Below are 17,186 nucleotides of genomic sequence, written 5' to 3' on the forward strand. Positions count from 1 at the left end.
GCGCTTTCCGTGTTGTTGGTCCATGCAAAAAATCTAAAGCAGATTTGCCGAAAGACTTCAGACTCATTTGCATAAAAAACGGTGCTTCTCCTAACGCTAAGTACAATTCGTGACTACGATGATGCGAGCAGCACGCCGTAGATTATGGTCTAAAATTGAACGAGGAGGTTTCTGTCCATGTCCAGACCACGATGGATAAACTGGGCTCTTGCAGCAGGAGCAGGCGCTTTAGCGCTGACTTTATTGCTTCCAACATCCAACCGTACCGAACCTAAGCCTAGTGCAATGCAGGACAATCCTCATCAGGAACACGCAAGTAAACAGCGGTTAAAGGTTCAAGATATTAAAGCAACTGATTTGCTTACACGCGTAGATGCCAAACAGCACCTTGGGATTATACTGGATAAAACGAATACGATGACCGATGCACAGCTAACTCGGTATATCAATTCACTTCAAGATTCACACGGACACATTCGGTCCATTCAACTTCTGAATGTTGACGGGTCTTCGAGCAAAAGATTTGACCGTGCATTCAAACAAGGTAATAAACTGGAGCAGCAAAAATTAAATTACACTCTGAATTTAGCGAAAAAAGCGGTGAATAAACGTCAGACTTTTGAATCCGCTTCGTTTCCTCTTGGCACAGAAAAATACTTTGTGGTGGGTCAGCCTTCTACGGATGGCAAACGAGCAATCATCGCTTTGTTTAGTCAAAGCGTATTAAATGCTGTTGAGGAACATCAACGTAAAAACTTGCGAATGATCCCTTATCCGCGTGAAGGAAAATTCAAGATTGAATCCGTTCACCCTGATACCCTAAACAAAATTACAGTAAAAACAGGACATGACAACGCTAATGCCAGTCATTTTTATGAGAATGAAATCGTAATTCGATTCCGCCAAGATCCCGGTGAACGAGATATGCGCATTATCCGTTCGGATTTGAAAGAACCTTCTGTACGTAAATTGGGGTATACGTATGTTTTTCGGTCTGAGACAATGAGTTACAAACAATTACGAGAATACTTTGGTGGAAAATGGAATCCATTGTATATGGAACCACACTATATGTATTTAACCAACGAAAAGGTCGCTGAACAACCGAACATCCCTATTCCGAACGATGTTTTGTTCTCGGATTATCAATGGAATCTGCCTGCGATCGAGACAAACCGGGGGTGGAATATCACAAAGGGGAACAAAGATGTCATCGTTGCCGTCGTGGATACAGGCGTTGACCTGAATCATCCTGATCTTAAAGGCAAACTGCTTGAAGGATATAATATCGTGAACCCGGCCAGCAAACCACTGGATGACGTGGGTCATGGTACACATGTTGCGGGTATTATCGGAGCCATCGTTAATAACAACGAAGGTGTTGCCGGTATGAGTTGGTATAACAAGGTGCTTCCAGTCAAAGTGTTGGACAGCTCCGGATCAGGTACAACGTATGCAGTTGCTGAAGGTATCATCTGGGCAGCTGATCATGGAGCCAAAGTTATTAATATGAGTCTGGGCAACTATGCGGATGCCCAATTTCTTCATGACGCAATCAAATACGCTTTTGATCGGGACATCGTACTTGTCGCTGCGACCGGGAACGATAATACCGAGCGCCCAGGGTACCCTGCTGCTTACCCAGAGGTCTTTGCAGTTTCTGCCACAGATCCGGACATGAGCAAAGCCTCATATTCCAATTACGGGGATTATGTTGATGTGATGGCACCAGGATCAAGTATCGCTAGTACTTATCCAGACAATCAATACGCTGCCCTGTCAGGTACATCTATGGCAAGTCCACACGTTGCTGCGCTTGCAGGTTTAATTCGCTCACTGAATCCAGATCTCACCAATACTGAGGTGATGGATCTAATGCGTCAAAGTGTCATCGATTTGGGTGAACCGGGTCATGACAAGTTCTACGGCTATGGGCAGATCGATGTATACAAAGCGTTACAGGCTGCTTCGGGAAGCAGTGCTCCGCTGCAATTTTGGCCGCAGCATGTCCGACAGCAGATGGATAACACATTGAAAAAATATATCCAATGATATAGGCCAACTTATATAAAACAAAAGCAGCTGCGCCCCGGGGCGTACGCTGCTCTTTTCATTTTGATTGGTTTCCCCGGGGCATCCGCTGCGACTAGCGTTTGCGTGAAGTAGTGCGGGCTTTCCCGGATTTCTTCACGGATTTTTTTCTGTGGCTGGATACATACAGCGGGCCTTCTTCTCTTATGACAACTGGATACATGTGGTGAGGAATCGGAACGCAATGATGTTGTTTTACAACTTCAATCGGGTGGATCACAGGTACGATTTGTGGAATGTAGTAGTCCTGAACAACCTGGATCGGTTCACATACAATTGGCGCAATCTGTGGACAGCAATGGTTCATTTCAAACCAACTCCCTTTCAAGTGATAATATAACCTATTGCCGTGAACCCGAAATGGTATGGATGGATGTCCATATCCAAAAAATTAAATAAGCGGTAGCCTGTCCGCTGCTGTCCCAGTTTGCTGAAAAGCAACCTTCTCAATGACATCACATAGTGTTCGGAGTCCTTGCTCCAGAGCTTCAGCGGTGGTGACAGTAAAGCATATGCGTAAATGGGATGTGTCGCTCTCAGCAACATAACAAGCCGAACCTGGAAGAAAAGATACTCCCGCAGCAAGCGACTGTCGATGCAGTTCATGCATGTCCATGTTTCCTCGCAATTCAAGCCATAGATTAAGTCCTCCACCCGGAAGACGCCAATACATATCCTTCGTTGCATGTCGTTGTAAGGTCTCGGACGCCCTGGTTAATCTTGCGTGCAATTGCTCCCGGAGCCGACATACATAAGGATCATAATGATTCTGAATGTATGCCTGTATCGCCTTCTGTGTTAATAAAGGACTGCCCAGATCAGCTGTGGATTTGGCGGCCACCAGACGCGTCAGCACACTTCCGTCTGCTATAGCACATGCGATACGGCAACCAGGGGACAGCACTTTACTGAAACTTTTGATATATACAACGTGCCCCGCTTGATCCATAGATTTAATTGAAGCCGGCGGAGGAGTGGTGAAATACAGATCCGCAAAAGGGTCATCCTCTAAAATCAGACAGTGATAACTTTGTGCTATGTTAAGCAACTGCTTACGTCTTTTTGCACTCATCGTTATCCCTGTCGGATTGTGATATGTAGGGATCGTATAGATAAGCTTGGGTGGATACGTGTCACACAGACGGGTGAGAAGATCGATCCGCATCCCTTCGTTGTCCATGGGAACAGTAATAATTTTAGCCCCTCGACTTGTAAAGACATCGATAGCCCCCGTGTACGTTGGAGCCTCCATATATACAACATCTCCAGGACCAATAAACGTACGGGCAACCAGGTCTATCCCCTGCTGTGCTCCACTCGTAATTAGCATTCTTTCTGGTGTAGCCTGAAGACCACGCGATGCGAAATGTGACGCAAAGGTCTGCCTGAGTTCCCAATCTCCTTGAAATGATCCGTAGGCCGCCATACGATCCGCATGATCTGAAGAGACATGGTAAGCACTGTCAATAATATCACGCGTAGGTAGTAACTCAGGGTGAATTGCCGACATATGAAGTTCATAGCGGACTTGAGGAGATGCATCGAAATGCCTCCAGAGCTGCGCCCGGGGCAAATAATCAACCAATGTCATCTGCCAGTTAAGCGACGCACCTGAGTTGTTACGATCTATTTTGTGTGTACCCACGTCTCTTTGAGTGTGATTTGAAAGCCCCATGCCGGTTCCCGTTACATAACACCCTTTTCCCTGTGAGCAGCGAATCAGATGAATAGCTTCAAGTTCTGAATAGGCTTTAGTCACTGTAACAAGACTAACTCCCAGGTCAGCTGTCATTTTACGAACAGAGGGCAGCCGGGTTCCAGGTTCAATCAAGCCTGAGCGTATGCGGTCCGCGATTGTCGAGGCAATCTGCACATACAATTTGGTACTGCTTCCTCGTTTTAACTCCATATGCATCCCCAATCGCTCCCAACTGTTATGATCTTCGTTTTACTGTTATAGTGCTTCCAGTCTATTATAGTTTATAATATCAGTATAACAGTGAATAACAGGAGATGAGAATAATATGAGTACACCTTGGTCCAAAATGGCACAAAACACCCCGTCCTCTGTCGTTCGCGACATGTTACAGGCCGCACAGGCCCCTGGAATGATCTCACTTGCAGGTGGACTTCCAGCACAGACATCTTTTCCACTCGAAGCCATCCGTGCGGCGTATGAAAAAGTTTTTATGAGTGGATCAGCTGCTCTTCAATATGCAGAAACTGAAGGTTACCGCCCTCTTCGAGTGAAAATTGCTGAACGCCTGGAATCGAAAGGACTTCCGGCTTCGCCTGATCACATGCTCCTGACTACAGGATCACAACAATCCATTGACCTGATCTGCCGCATTCTGCTGGATCCCGGTGATTGCGTTCTTGTTGAATCGCCTACTTACCTGGCAGCTCTGCAAGTCATCCAATCTTATCAGGGCGTGTCACGCGGCGTCGCTTGTGATGATCACGGCATGTTGCCTGAATCACTGGAGGAGCAGCTTCAACTTCATCGCCCTAAACTCGTTTACATTAACCCTACATTCTCCAATCCGACAGGAAAAGTGTGGTCACGGGAAAGAAGACAACAAGCCGTGGATCTATGCCGGAAATATGGAGTGTTCATTCTGGAAGATGATCCTTATGGTGAAATCCGGTTTAATCCTGAAAATCTGGATGTTCCTGCACTCGCTGCATTGGATGCAGCTTCCTATAATGGACCGTCTAACGTGATTTACACCAGCACCTTTTCCAAAACAGTTGCACCAGGCCTACGTACAGGCTGGATTCTGGCCGCTCCCGACATCGTCAAAATTGCTGCCAGAGCCAAACAGGGTGCAGATTTGCACTCCAGCAGCATCGATCAGCGGGCACTGCATGCTTTGCTTGAAACTTTTGATTTGGATGCTCATATTCGTCACATCTCACAGGATTATAAGCAACGTATGCAAAAATTGACCTCCCTCATGGCTGCTAAATCCTGGGAGGGGATTACATGGAATTCACCACAAGGTGGTATGTTCCTCTGGCTGCAATTGCCCGAAGGTATGTTGGCTAGTAACCTATTCACTTTTGGTATCCAGGAAAAAGTATGTATTGTACCTGGTGACTCATTCTATGCTGGCACACCTGAGCTTAATCGGATGCGTATTAACTTTACGCATACCGACCCAGAACTTCTTCCGGAGGCCGTCGAGCGAATGGATCGAGCAATCCAGCGTTGGCATGATTCGAATCAATCAGATGACATTGTTATCGTTTAATTTCAAGCCAGTTAAACGCTATTGAAACTGACAATAAATGTTGGACCGCTTATCTATACAAGGATAGGCGGTTTTTTCCATCAACATAAAAGAAAAGGCGGCAGACTCGAGTTACCGAATCTGCCACCTTTTCTTTTATGACATTATTATATAACCTGTATGTGGACAGGACTTAATCGAAGAAATAACTAAAAAGCTCATCATATGCACTCAATCATCCATTTCGGAGATGATGTTATGCTTTGTTGTTGCAGTTAGGAAAGCTTACCGTAAGCCGGGTTCTGTGCTCTTCGTGGTTCATACGGGAACTACCCTCCCACCAGAAGCGACAATCATCTATCTAGGCTGTACATTGCTGCACAGCTCAAGCGACCAACCTAGACACACCTCGGGCTAAGGCTGTCTCCTCCAAAGAGGGACCGTGTCCCATTAGGTCTTGCTCCAGATGGGGTTTACCAGGAACGAAGTCACCAGCGTTCCTCGGGGTCTCTTACACCTCGGTTCCATCCTTACCTGTGCCGGGAAACCCGGCCATCGGCGGTCCATTTCTGTGGCACTATCCTTCAACTCGCGCTGACTGGACGTTATCCAGCATCCTGCCCTGTGGAGCCCGGACTTTCCTCTCGTGGCAACAAAGGCCACCAGCGATTGTCTGTCAAGCTTTCCGAACAACATTACATAGTATACAGGGATTTGCTGTCTCATACAAGCTAAATATTACTGGAAATCAGCTTGATCTCTTCCTTTTACATAAAACGGAATACTTCTGTATTCACCTCAGATGCAGTGACTTGTGTCTCATAGCGCTGATCCGCAAGTTGCGCACGCAGCCACTCTGCTGTCTTAGGTTTCATAATTTTCTCTGTGTTATGACCAGGATCAATAATGCACATCCCCGCCATCAATGCATCATGCGCCGTGTGATAGTCAATATCTCCAGTTACAATGACATCTGCTCCCTTGAAACGTGCAGTGAGTACATAACGGCTGCCTGAACCGCCAAGCACCGCTGCTTTTTTGATCTTTTTGTTCAGATCCCCGACTACACGCACATGAGGCACGTTGAATTGAGCTTTAACCACCTCTACGAGCTCGCCAAGGGTTTTAGACTCCCGAAGAGGACCAAGACGTCCTAGGCCCAATGTACGTCCTTTCAGATCCATTGCGTACAGGTCGTAAGCCACTTCTTCATAAGGATGTGCTTTTAACATGGCCTGAATTACCTTACTCCGTAAACTTTGAGGAACAATCGTTTCAATGCGCATTTCTTCCACACGTTCCATCTGCCCTTGTGACCCAATAAAAGGCTGTGTACCTTCACCAGGTACAAATGTACCCGTACCTTCGGTATTAAAACTGCATTTATTATACTGACCGATACTTCCTGCTCCAGCCTCCAGAATTGCCTGCAATACCTGCTCATGATGCGTCCTAGGCACAAATACTGCTAGCTTGTACAACTGATCTGTATGCACATCTTCCAGCGATTCTTTGGCTTCGATCCCGAGTGCTTCTGCCATCCAGTCGTTGATGCCACCCTCAGCAACGTCGAGATTGGTATGACTGATGTAAACCGCAATATCATGCTTAATCAGTTTTTCGTACAATTTCCCCATAGGTGTGTCAGTACTAAGTGATTTAACAGGGCGGAATATAATAGCATGATGTGCAATAATCAGATTGGCCCCAATCCGAATAGCTTCATCCACAACCTCGTTAGTAACATCCAGCGCCACTAGAACATGGGCAATCTCCTTTTGCAAACTTCCCAGTTGCAGTCCAATACGATCGTCCGGTACAGCCAGATGTTTTGGAGCTAGGCGCTCCATTAGTTGAATTACTGTTTGACCTTTGGCAAGCATGCCAATACCTCCTTCAAACTCATAATAAGCCGCTCCATTTCGGCAGCCTTTTCCCTCGAAGAATCCTGATCCGATTTGGAGATGGATTGAACCACCCCTTGCAATTTGTCGATCTCACTTTCCCATTTGGTAAAAAACACTTCCGTTGGACGGTCCGTCAAATACGGACCCATACGCAACAGCAGATCTTCGGTCAATGTAACTCCACCCTGTAGGGGGCGAGCGCGATATACCTCTTCATTCGCAATGGGACTGCTAGCCTGTGGCATAACGGTGATAATCTCATAAATTTTGCCGTCTTCTTCAAGAAGCTGCTCTGCCACAACAACCCAGTGATGGTCCAGCAACCACCGTCTCAAAATATCCTCGCCTACGTTAGGCTGCAGAATCAGTAATTGTACGCCTTCGAGTTTGGAGATTCCCCGATCCAAGATAGAAGCGATCAAAGCACCGCCCATACCTGCAATAGTAATTACATCCACTTCTCCCGGCGAAATAACATCGAGTCCATCTCCACGTCGCACCGTGATGTTTGCCTTTAACCCCGCATCGCTGACTTGTTTGCATGCAGCATCGTACGGTCCCGGATTAACCTCTCCAGCTATTGCACTCACAGCTTTTCCACTACGAACAGCAGCTACGGGCAATAAAGCATGGTCTGAGCCGATATCTGCCATCCGGCTTCCTGCAGGGATTTGATCATGTATCCGTTGTAATCGATTCGAAAGTTTCATGGGGCACCTACACCATTCATTTAATTTATTGATTTGCATTGAGTGAAGAAAAGCGATAAAATAAAGTCCAATCAAACATTTGAAGGATGATTTTCCAAAAGAAAGAAATCAAACCGTTCAAATTAAAACTAAAGGAGACCCCGCCGCCGCCAAAGCGTCTCACGGAAAGTCTCCCACAGTTCAATTATTCGAGGAAATCTTTGAGTCGTTTACTACGACTCGGGTGACGCAATTTACGAAGAGCCTTGGCTTCAATCTGACGAATACGCTCACGCGTAACACCAAACACCTTACCTACTTCTTCCAGCGTTCTCGTACGGCCATCATCCAGACCAAAACGCAAACGAAGAACATTTTCTTCACGCTCAGTCAAAGTATCCAAAACATCTTCAAGTTGCTCTTTCAAGAGCTCGTATGCAGCGGCATCTGCCGGAGCCAAAGCTTCCTGGTCTTCGATGAAATCACCCAGATGTGAGTCATCTTCTTCACCAATCGGCGTTTCCAGGGAAACCGGTTCCTGTGCAATCTTGGTAATCTCGCGTACTTTTTCGACGCTTAGATCCATCTCCGCAGCAATTTCTTCAGGAGTTGGTTCGCGCCCCAGTTCTTGCAACAGCTGACGGGATACCCGGATCAGCTTATTAATCGTCTCTACCATGTGAACTGGGATACGGATGGTTCTTGCCTGGTCGGCAATTGCACGTGTAATCGCCTGACGAATCCACCATGTCGCATACGTACTGAACTTATAGCCTTTTTTGTGGTCAAACTTTTCTACCGCTTTGATCAGACCCATGTTTCCTTCCTGAATCAAATCAAGGAAAAGCATTCCGCGTCCCACATAACGCTTCGCAATACTGACAACGAGACGAAGGTTCGCTTCCGCCAGACGGCGTTTCGCTTCTTCATCCCCGTTCTCAATCCGTTTTGCAAGTTGTACTTCGTCATCAGCTGACAACAAAGGTACACGCCCAATTTCCTTGAGGTACATCCGGACTGGGTCATTAATTTTGATGCCCGGTGGCAAGCTTAGATCATCGTCAAAGTGGAACTCATCGTCTCCATCTCTGCTGCTATTTTCGGAATCATCATTAGGACGAAGGGTCACCTCTTCATCATTTTCATTAACGACGTCTATGCCTAAGTCACTGAGTTGCTCATAAAACTCATCCATCTGCTCAGCATCCTGCTCAAATGGAGAGAGTTTCTCAATAATTTCCTTATAGTTCAGTGAGGCCCTTTTCTTACCTGATTCAATCAATTGATCTTTAACCTGATCCAGTGTCAATTCTGTTTCTAGTTCAGTATGCTGATCATTCGCCATAACTCGACTCCCTCCTCCCTAGAAACATCCGATAAGCCAGACGTTCACTGTCTCTCTAGGGCAATCATCTCAAGTGCAATTTGTGCCGCGCGTACAGAATCACCTGCCCGCTCTGCAGCAATCATTTCTTCCTTCTTTAAATCGTACTGTTTTTTTCGCGGATACTTTAGAACTTCCCTGATGCAATCATCGAGCACCTGAACACTCCATTCACCTGGACCATCCATCATCGAGATCGAGCTGACCGTCTTTTCCAAACGATCATCATGCAACGAAGACATAAAGCGACTTGTATCCGGCGGTTTGCCTTGCGCATAGTAAGCATATAGATAAGCAGCAATAGCTGCATGATCCTCCAGATTAAAAGCTTCGCCAAGATGTTCATTGACATACTGCGCTGCTTCATCATCCTGTAACATCCAGGCGATCAGCTTGCGCTCTGCAACATGATAAGCCGGCAACAGATTGGGCGTAGGCACATGCCTATTTTGTTGCCTACCATTATTCCACCTTTTCGGGTTATTATCCCCATAATCCTGGTTATTTTTCATTGCTTCTCGTTCTTCGTTACATTCTTGCTTCAGTGTTTCAAAAGATACATCAACTTCGGCAGCAAGTTCACGAAGATATACTTCGCGTTCCGTTGGTGAAGACAGAGGAGCGATCAATTTCACTGCTTCTTTGGAATAAGCGATTTGTCCGCCGCCTTCTAGCAGTATATGGTTTTTTTTGAGGTTTATAAGCTTAAATTTTGTAGTCGTTACAGCACCGTCTATAATCTGGTTACGGAATCGTTCGCCACCATGTTTTCGGATGAAATCATCCGGGTCAAGTCCCTCAGGAATAAGCGCCACTTTGACCTGCAACCCCGCCTCCTCCAAAATGGGGATATTCTTCATTGCGGCTGCCTGCCCGGCACGATCGCCATCATAACAGAGGACGACCTCATCACACATGCCTTTAATGATGAGCGCCTGGTTTTCCGTGAGAGCCGTTCCCATAGCTGCTACACCATTCTGTACGTCCTGATCCCACGCAGAAATGACATCACCATAGCCTTCAAACAAAATAACTTGTCTTTGTTTGCGGATTGCATTTTTAGCCTGGTGTAGATTGTAAAGAACACGGCCTTTGTTGAACAACCGGGTTTCCGGGGAGTTCAAATATTTCGGCTGTCCTTCTCCCAATATACGCCCCGCAAATGCAATTGGCTTACCGCTCCTGCCATGAATCGGGAACATAATCCGGTCTCTGAACTTGTCCACATATCCGTTGCCTTCACTACGCTCAGATAGAAGACCGCCACGCTCCATCTCTTCCAGCGGATAATTCCGCTTTTCGAGAAATTGTACAAGTGTATCCCAACGATTTGGCGCATAACCAATCTGGAATTGATCGATTAATTTGTCGCCAATACCACGTGAGCGTAAATATTCCATGGCCACTTTGCCATGCTCCGTATTTTTCAACAAAAAATGATACAGCTTCGCGGTAAGCTCATAAGCCTCCAGCAGACGAGCCGTCTCCGGATTTACATGAGCAGCTTCACGCCCCTGCCAGTCACCCATGGAGATATGACTTTCTTCTGCCATCGTTTTGACAGCCTCGGGAAAGGATAACCCTTCGATTTCCATCCTGAATTTGATGGCATTTCCACCCGTGCCGCATCCGTAGCAATAGAAAATCTGTTTCTCTGGTGTGACGGTAAACGAAGGCGTCTTCTCGGAATGAAAAGGGCAGAGGCCTTTCATGTACTTCCCCTGCTTGGTCAGATGCACAAATCGGCTAACCGTATCCACGATATCATGTTGCTGCAATACCGATTCAATAATACTTTCGGGTATACCGCCTTGTCCGGTACTCATCTTGGCCACCTTCATCTCTTCTAGCACGTAAATATAATTCGATAAACTTACACATTCTCCTGCAAATCATTCAAAAGTTTTGTCAGTTTATGTTGAAAATTTTCCCGATCCTGCTCCGTAAAAGGTTTTGGACCTTTTCCGTAGTGTCCCTGACGCCTAGCTTTAGCCGCTGTATGGCGAGAGTCGAGCATAAAATCAATATCTCGATCGTTAAATTCTCGACCTCTAAATGATAGAACATAACAACGTTTGCCAAGCGCAAGCGCAGCAAGTCCGTAGTCCTGTGTAATCACGATATCATACGGCTTGATGTGATTCGCAATGTACAAGTCAGCGCTTTGATCACTGCGGTCCACCTGCACGGTACGTACACCCTCTCCCGCTTGCAACATATGATCAAAAGACGAGACAAGCAGTACAGGAATCTTGAAATTCCGCGCGGTGTTGGCGATTTCCTTTTTGACCGGGCAAGCATCCCCATCCACAACGATGTGACGTACATTCAACTCACTCAAACCCGAACCACCTGTTTCATAAAATATCTGCCTATTGTAATATACGACCCCAAACAGTCAAAATCCTTCTGCAACCGCTGGAGAAAAACAAAGGCTAAAAATACGGAGCGGTTGTTCAACAACTAAACAACCCGTTCCGTATATTTATACCCTCATATATGGTTCTTTAATACTGCACTTGTGTCCTGCTGAACTTCAAGAACCAGATTACCTTATCCAACCAATTTAGAGAAGTCAGCGAAACCTTTCAGATCGTGATCAATAGATGCCAGAAGCGCGAGTCGATTCGCACGTACCGCTTCATCTTCAGCCATAACCATGACTGAATCAAAGAATACCGTAATCGCATCCTTCCAGGCTGAAGCAATCGATAAGGCTTCAACAGCATTATGCTTAGACAAGGCATCGCGGTACGCTACATTCGTTTGATTCCATGCATCAAACAACTGACGTTCTCCTTCTTCTGTAAACAGCTCAGGGTGCACAGTAGCGTTCGATGCCTTAGCTGCGAGGTTTCCTACACGGTTGAAAGACTCCAGCGTTGTTTTGAAAGCTTCCGCATCCAGCACGGCTTTCATCAGTGCCTCACCTTTTGGAACGACAGCACTAATATCGTCGAATCCCGAAGCAATGACTGCATCAACGACATCGTATCTTACCGTCTCTGACAGCAGTTTTTTCACACGCAATGCGAAGAAGTCCTGCAGATCTTTGCGGATCTCTGCATCTGCACGTTTCAACAGATTCATCTGGGCATGAACGTCAAGTGCTGCACCAAATACATCGGATAAGGTCAGCGGAAGCTGATGATCCAGCAAAATTTGTACAATTCCTGCTGCTTGACGACGAAGAGCATATGGATCCTGCGAACCTGTTGGGATGATATTGATCGAGAAGCAACCAACGATGGTATCTATCTTATCTGCCGCACTAACAATTGCACCCACAAGAGAAGCAGGAGATTGATCCCCGGCGAAACGTGGCTGGTAATGCTCGAATACCGCCTTGGCTACTTCTTCTTTTTCACCAGCTTTGCGAGCGTAATCTTCACCCATAACCCCTTGTAACTCAGGGAATTCGCCAACCATCAGTGTAACGAGGTCGAACTTGCAGATATCTGCCGAACGACTAACCGATTCAGCCACATCACCTGATACTTGAAGCTTCGCAGCCAGGTTGTCAGCAATTTTGCGAATACGGCGAACTTTATCTCCAACCGTGCCCAGCTCTTCCTGGAAGACAATGCTTTCAAGCTTGGACAACGCGTCTTTAATCTCGAGTTTTTGATCCTCTTCGTAGAAAAACTTCGCATCGGATAGACGAGCACGCAACACCTTTTCGTTCCCTTTAGCAATAACATCAAGCGAATCACGACCGCCATTGCGAACTGTAACGAAATATGGCAACAACTGACCATCCTGATTTAGTACCGGGAAGTAACGCTGATGCTCACGCATCGACGTAATCAGAACTTCCTGCGGAATGTTCAAGAAGGAAGAATCAAACGTGCCAAACAATACGGTTGGTGTTTCGACCAAGAACAATACCTCTTCAAGCAAATCATCCTTGATGGCAATGTCCCAGTTCTTCTCAGCAGCCAGGGCCTGAATCTGGGATACAATCATCTGCTCACGTTCTTGAATGTCTACAATAACATGTTCATTACGCAGCACATCCACATATACAGAAGGCTCGGACACGACAGCTTCATTCCCAAGGAAACGGTGGCCTCGTGTAACGTTACCGGCTTTTACCCCTGTCACTTCAAGGTCAATCACTTCCGTGCCAAACAGCGCAACCATCCAGCGGATCGGACGAACAAACTTGAAATCATATGACGCCCAGCGCATAAATTTAGGAAAAGTCATCGCGTGTAGTACCGATAGCAACCCTTCGCCAATAACGGATGCGGTGTTTACACCCTTGCTGCTTTTCGTTGCATAAATGTACTCCACACCGTTCAATTCCTTGAAAGTAAATTGATCTGATTCTACTCCTTGACTACGTGCAAATCCCAGAGCCGCTTTACTCCAGTTGCCGCTGTCATCCAGGGCTATTTTGCGGGAAGGTCCTTTAACCTCCTCCTCCACATCTTCCTGCTTCTCAGCTACGTTCTGAATCAGAATCGCAAGACGACGTGGTGTTGCGTAAGCTTGCACTTCACCGTAGGCAATACGAGATGCATCAAGCCATTTTACGGTACGCTCTTGAAGCTGTGCGATGGCTGCACGAATAAAACGTGCAGGCACTTCTTCCAAACCAATTTCAAACAACAGATCCTTAGACATTCTCGGCTCCCCCTTTCTTGATCAGCGGGAAGCCCAGCTTCTCACGCTCTTCCACATATGTTGCCGCCACTTGACGAGCGAGGTTGCGGACACGAGTGATGTATCCTGTGCGCTCTGTTACACTGATCGCTCCGCGTGCGTCAAGAAGGTTGAACGTATGGGAACATTTCAGCACGTAGTCATAAGCTGGGAATACCAAATGCTGTGCCATGGCTTTGTTTGCTTCTTCCTCGTACATATTAAAAAGGGTAAATAACATTTTTACGTCAGACACTTCAAACGTGTACTTGGAATGTTCGTATTCAGGCTGACGGAACACATCGCCATAGGCAATTCCTTCAACCCACTCAAGGTCAAATACATTTTCTTTGTCCTGTATGTAGGATGCAAGTCGCTCCATACCATATGTGATCTCCACAGCCACCGGATTGGTTTCAATTCCGCCTACCTGTTGGAAATACGTGAATTGGGTAATCTCCATGCCGTCCAGCCAAACTTCCCAGCCAAGACCTGCACAACCAAGGGAAGGGTTCTCCCAGTTGTCTTCAACAAACCGAATATCATGTTTGAGGGGATCAATACCTAGACGATTCAAACTTTCCAGGTAAATTTCCTGAATGTTATCCGGAGAAGGCTTGATAATGACCTGAAACTGGTGATGCTGATACAACCGGTTAGGGTTCTCACCGTAACGTCCATCGGAGGGACGGCGGGAAGGCTCAACATAAGCCACTTTCCAAGGTTCTGGTCCAAGTGAACGCAAAAAGGTCATCGGATTCATCGTACCTGCCCCTTTTTCCGTATCATACGGCTGAACAATAATGCAGTTATGCTCGGCCCAGAATTGTTGCAGCGTCAAGATCATCTGCTGAAAATTCATAATCATGCTCCTTTTCGGGTAGTTTGTTGGCAAGCATAGGAGGAGTCAGCCAATAATAAATAGCCCTCGCCCTACGCCTGATGTACAGACGTAGGGACGAGAGCTGTTCCCGCGGTTCCACCCTACTTGGCCCAAGTCAGACAATTCCTTGAATGATCAAGCCCACTTTTCCGTGTCCATTCATGCTCCCGAGTGCCATGTTCACAAACCGATTCAATCAGGCTCCCACCATCCCTGACTCGCTTATTATAGATACCCAGTTGTTACACAACTCGTTATCATATAAATCCCTGAATCCAGTTTCCTACTTCTCTCGTTCAATGCATGTCTCCAAAAAGAGAATTTATATTTCATAATATATAAAATTAAGTATGAAGTCAACCACTTTTTTTTACTTTTGATTGGCACATCAAATCCCGTACTTCTCCATCTGATCTAGGAAAGAACGGGACTTGAGATGAAGACCTAGCTGGTGATCCATAAAAGCTCGCATTACTTTTTTGATTTCATTACGCGTAGAATCACTTACAGATATATTCCCCAAGCGTTGCAGGTCGAGCTGCACAAACAGGCGTAGTAACTTTAACGTCTTAGGGCTAACCGCTATCGCTGGTGGGTCAAAATGTTTACAAGCTCTACACAAGACACCACCAAGTCTTGGACTTATAAACAACTGCTCATCTGGTCGCTCCTGGTTGCAAGAGATGCATTCGTCCAGCTGCGGCCCATAACCAGCTGCCTGTAAAATTTTCATCTCATACAGACTTATAATTACGGCAGGGTCTTTATCTTCTTTCAACGCCTGCAAACAGGCTTTTAATTGCTTGAACCAAAACGCACCTGTCTCTTCATCCTGAAGCACCCGATCCAGCAACTCGCATGCATAAGAAGCATAGGCAGCCTTCACCAAGTCTTCCCTGAGCTCATGATTGGAATCGATAATCTCTCCTGCGTTCAGTGTGCCGAGACCTGTGTTGCGAAAATAAACATATTGACCATAAGTAAACGGCTGCACCAATGCAGCATGTCGGCTTTTGGGCTTTTTAGCACCTCGGACGAGTACTCCTGCCTTCCCGCCACTTTCGGTACACAGCGTTACAATTTTGTTCCCTTCACCGTAGTCCATGCTGCGGATGACAATGCCTTCCACCCTATATAGCATGCCTCGTCACCTAACCATTCCTGAATCAGCCTGTCATGTCTCAGCTTCTTCATCTTCACTCACTTCCCTTGCAGTGTCTGACTCCTGTCCTGACGAGTTACACGTCTCGGTATATAACAAATAGGATTCTACATCACCTGTCATTGCAAATACCTTCCAAGAAAAATCCCGCATCGGAAATTCATCCTCTCTTCGGAAATGACGTCTGGTTCTACCCGATAGGATGGAGTCCTGCAAAGGAAACTATGTGTTGCAATTATTGGATATTCAGTAGTGCATTATGAACATCTTCAGATTAAGTATTATTCACGTCCAAAACCGAGGTCGCGCAGAACGCGATCCTGATTTCTCCAGTCTTTTTTCACTTTAACCCACAGATCCATAAAAATTCTGGAACCTAGCAGATTTTGAATATCCTGACGTGCACGTTTACCCACTTCCTTCAGCAAGGCACCTTGCTTTCCGATAATGATGCCCTTTTGAGAATCACGTTCTACAAAGATTACCGCGGAGATGTAAACAACACCATTATCCTGTACTTTCATATCTTCGATCGTTACAGCAATGGAGTGCGGGACCTCTTCACGCGTCATGTGTAAAATTTTCTCACGAATGAGCTCTGCACAGACAAACTGTTCAGGGTGATCCGTCACCTGATCATCAGGATAATACTGAGGCCCTTCCGGCAAATACTTTACGATTTGCTCCAGCAGTGTGCTGACATTACTGCCAAGCATAGCTGACACTGGCACAATCTCAGCAAAATCATGCAGTTTACGGTATTCTTCAATCAGCGGCAGCAACGCTTCCGGCTCAATTTTGTCAATTTTATTCATAACCAAAATGACAGGTGTACGTAAATTTTTCAATTGTTCAGCAATATATCGATCTCCACCCCCCATACCTTCTGAGGCATCGATCAAGAACAACGCAGCTTCTACTTCTCCTAGTGTATTCAGGGCTGTTTCGTTCATATAATCGCCAAGTTTGGATTGACGTTTATGAATTCCTGGCGTGTCCAGGAAGACGATTTGGTGCTCGTCAGATGTGTACACGCCATGAATTTTGTTACGTGTGGTTTGAGGCTTGTCCGACATAATTGCGATTTTTTGTCCAATGACTTGATTCATTAGAGTGGACTTTCCAACGTTAGGACGCCCGATAATCGCAACGAAACCGGATTTAAATGCTTGTTTTTTCATATGTTCCTC

Annotated in this window: 14 protein-coding genes and 1 other RNA gene; 2 read left to right on the forward strand and 13 right to left on the reverse strand. The window is 46.2% G+C overall.

The window, feature by feature from the left end; genetic code table 11:
- Positions 1–177 precede the first annotated feature (177 nt).
- Positions 178–2,052, forward strand: coding sequence for a S8 family peptidase (locus PQG66_RS10775; protein WP_272037669.1), 1,875 nt, complete (start codon positions 178–180; stop codon positions 2,050–2,052).
- 94 nt (positions 2,053–2,146) lie between these two features.
- Here the strand turns inward: PQG66_RS10775 and PQG66_RS10780 are convergent, their stop codons facing one another.
- A complete protein-coding gene (locus tag PQG66_RS10780) occupies positions 2,147–2,398 on the reverse strand; it encodes a hypothetical protein (protein ID WP_272037670.1) in 252 nt (83 codons plus the stop codon).
- 84 nt (positions 2,399–2,482) lie between these two features.
- Positions 2,483–4,006, reverse strand: coding sequence for a MocR-like pyridoxine biosynthesis transcription factor PdxR (pdxR, locus tag PQG66_RS10785; protein WP_272037671.1), 1,524 nt, complete (start codon positions 4,004–4,006; stop codon positions 2,483–2,485).
- 109 nt (positions 4,007–4,115) lie between these two features.
- On the opposite strand from pdxR, the gene PQG66_RS10790 reads away from it, so the two are divergent.
- Positions 4,116–5,345, forward strand: a complete 1,230-nt coding sequence (locus PQG66_RS10790) for an aminotransferase-like domain-containing protein (protein WP_272037672.1) — start codon at positions 4,116–4,118, stop codon at positions 5,343–5,345.
- A 255-nt stretch (positions 5,346–5,600) separates the two neighbouring features.
- On the opposite strand, the gene rnpB is transcribed toward PQG66_RS10790, so the two are convergent.
- The 11 genes from rnpB to era all read right to left on the reverse strand — a co-directional run bounded on the left by rnpB (position 5,601) and on the right by era (position 17,177).
- Positions 5,601–6,009: RNase P RNA component class A (rnpB, locus tag PQG66_RS10795), an RNA gene on the reverse strand.
- 82 nt (positions 6,010–6,091) lie between these two features.
- Positions 6,092–7,207 (reverse strand): Nif3-like dinuclear metal center hexameric protein, encoded by a 1,116-nt coding sequence (locus PQG66_RS10800; RefSeq protein ID WP_272037673.1) that lies wholly within the window; start codon positions 7,205–7,207, stop codon positions 6,092–6,094.
- A complete protein-coding gene (locus PQG66_RS10805) occupies positions 7,183–7,941 on the reverse strand; it encodes a tRNA (adenine(22)-N(1))-methyltransferase (RefSeq protein WP_272037674.1) in 759 nt (252 codons plus the stop codon). Before PQG66_RS10805 ends, PQG66_RS10800 begins: the two co-directional genes overlap by 25 nt.
- A gap of 184 nt (positions 7,942–8,125) precedes the next feature.
- Positions 8,126–9,265 carry an RNA polymerase sigma factor RpoD gene (gene rpoD, locus PQG66_RS10810; RefSeq protein ID WP_272037675.1) on the reverse strand — a complete coding sequence of 380 codons (1,140 nt, stop codon included), beginning with the start codon at positions 9,263–9,265 and terminating at the stop codon, positions 8,126–8,128.
- Positions 9,266–9,309: 44 nt separating this feature from the next.
- Complete coding sequence (gene dnaG / locus PQG66_RS10815; RefSeq protein ID WP_272037676.1) at positions 9,310–11,130, reverse strand: DNA primase; 1,821 nt, start codon at positions 11,128–11,130, stop codon at positions 9,310–9,312.
- A gap of 47 nt (positions 11,131–11,177) precedes the next feature.
- Positions 11,178–11,645, reverse strand: a complete 468-nt coding sequence (locus PQG66_RS10820) for a YaiI/YqxD family protein (RefSeq protein ID WP_272037677.1) — start codon at positions 11,643–11,645, stop codon at positions 11,178–11,180.
- Positions 11,646–11,857: 212 nt separating this feature from the next.
- Positions 11,858–13,933, reverse strand: a complete 2,076-nt coding sequence (glyS, locus tag PQG66_RS10825; RefSeq protein ID WP_272037678.1) for a glycine--tRNA ligase subunit beta — start codon at positions 13,931–13,933, stop codon at positions 11,858–11,860.
- Entirely contained in the window at positions 13,926–14,813 is an 888-nt protein-coding gene (glyQ, locus tag PQG66_RS10830) for a glycine--tRNA ligase subunit alpha (protein ID WP_272037679.1), read from the reverse strand. The genes glyS and glyQ overlap by 8 nt, the downstream gene beginning before the upstream one ends.
- A 409-nt stretch (positions 14,814–15,222) precedes the next feature.
- Positions 15,223–15,975 carry a DNA repair protein RecO gene (gene recO / locus PQG66_RS10835; RefSeq protein ID WP_272037680.1) on the reverse strand — a complete coding sequence of 251 codons (753 nt, stop codon included), beginning with the start codon at positions 15,973–15,975 and terminating at the stop codon, positions 15,223–15,225.
- A 33-nt stretch (positions 15,976–16,008) separates the two neighbouring features.
- Positions 16,009–16,149: a YqzL family protein gene (locus PQG66_RS10840; RefSeq protein WP_272037681.1), complete on the reverse strand. Its 141-nt coding sequence runs from the start codon at positions 16,147–16,149 to the stop codon at positions 16,009–16,011.
- Between the two features lie 128 nt (positions 16,150–16,277).
- On the reverse strand, positions 16,278–17,177 hold the full coding sequence (gene era / locus PQG66_RS10845; protein WP_272037682.1) for a GTPase Era: 900 nt from the start codon (positions 17,175–17,177) through the stop codon (positions 16,278–16,280).
- Positions 17,178–17,186: the final 9 nt, after the last annotated feature.

The organism is Paenibacillus sp. JJ-100, from assembly GCF_948329825.1.
Taxonomy (GTDB): Bacteria; Bacillota; Bacilli; order Paenibacillales; family Paenibacillaceae; genus Paenibacillus.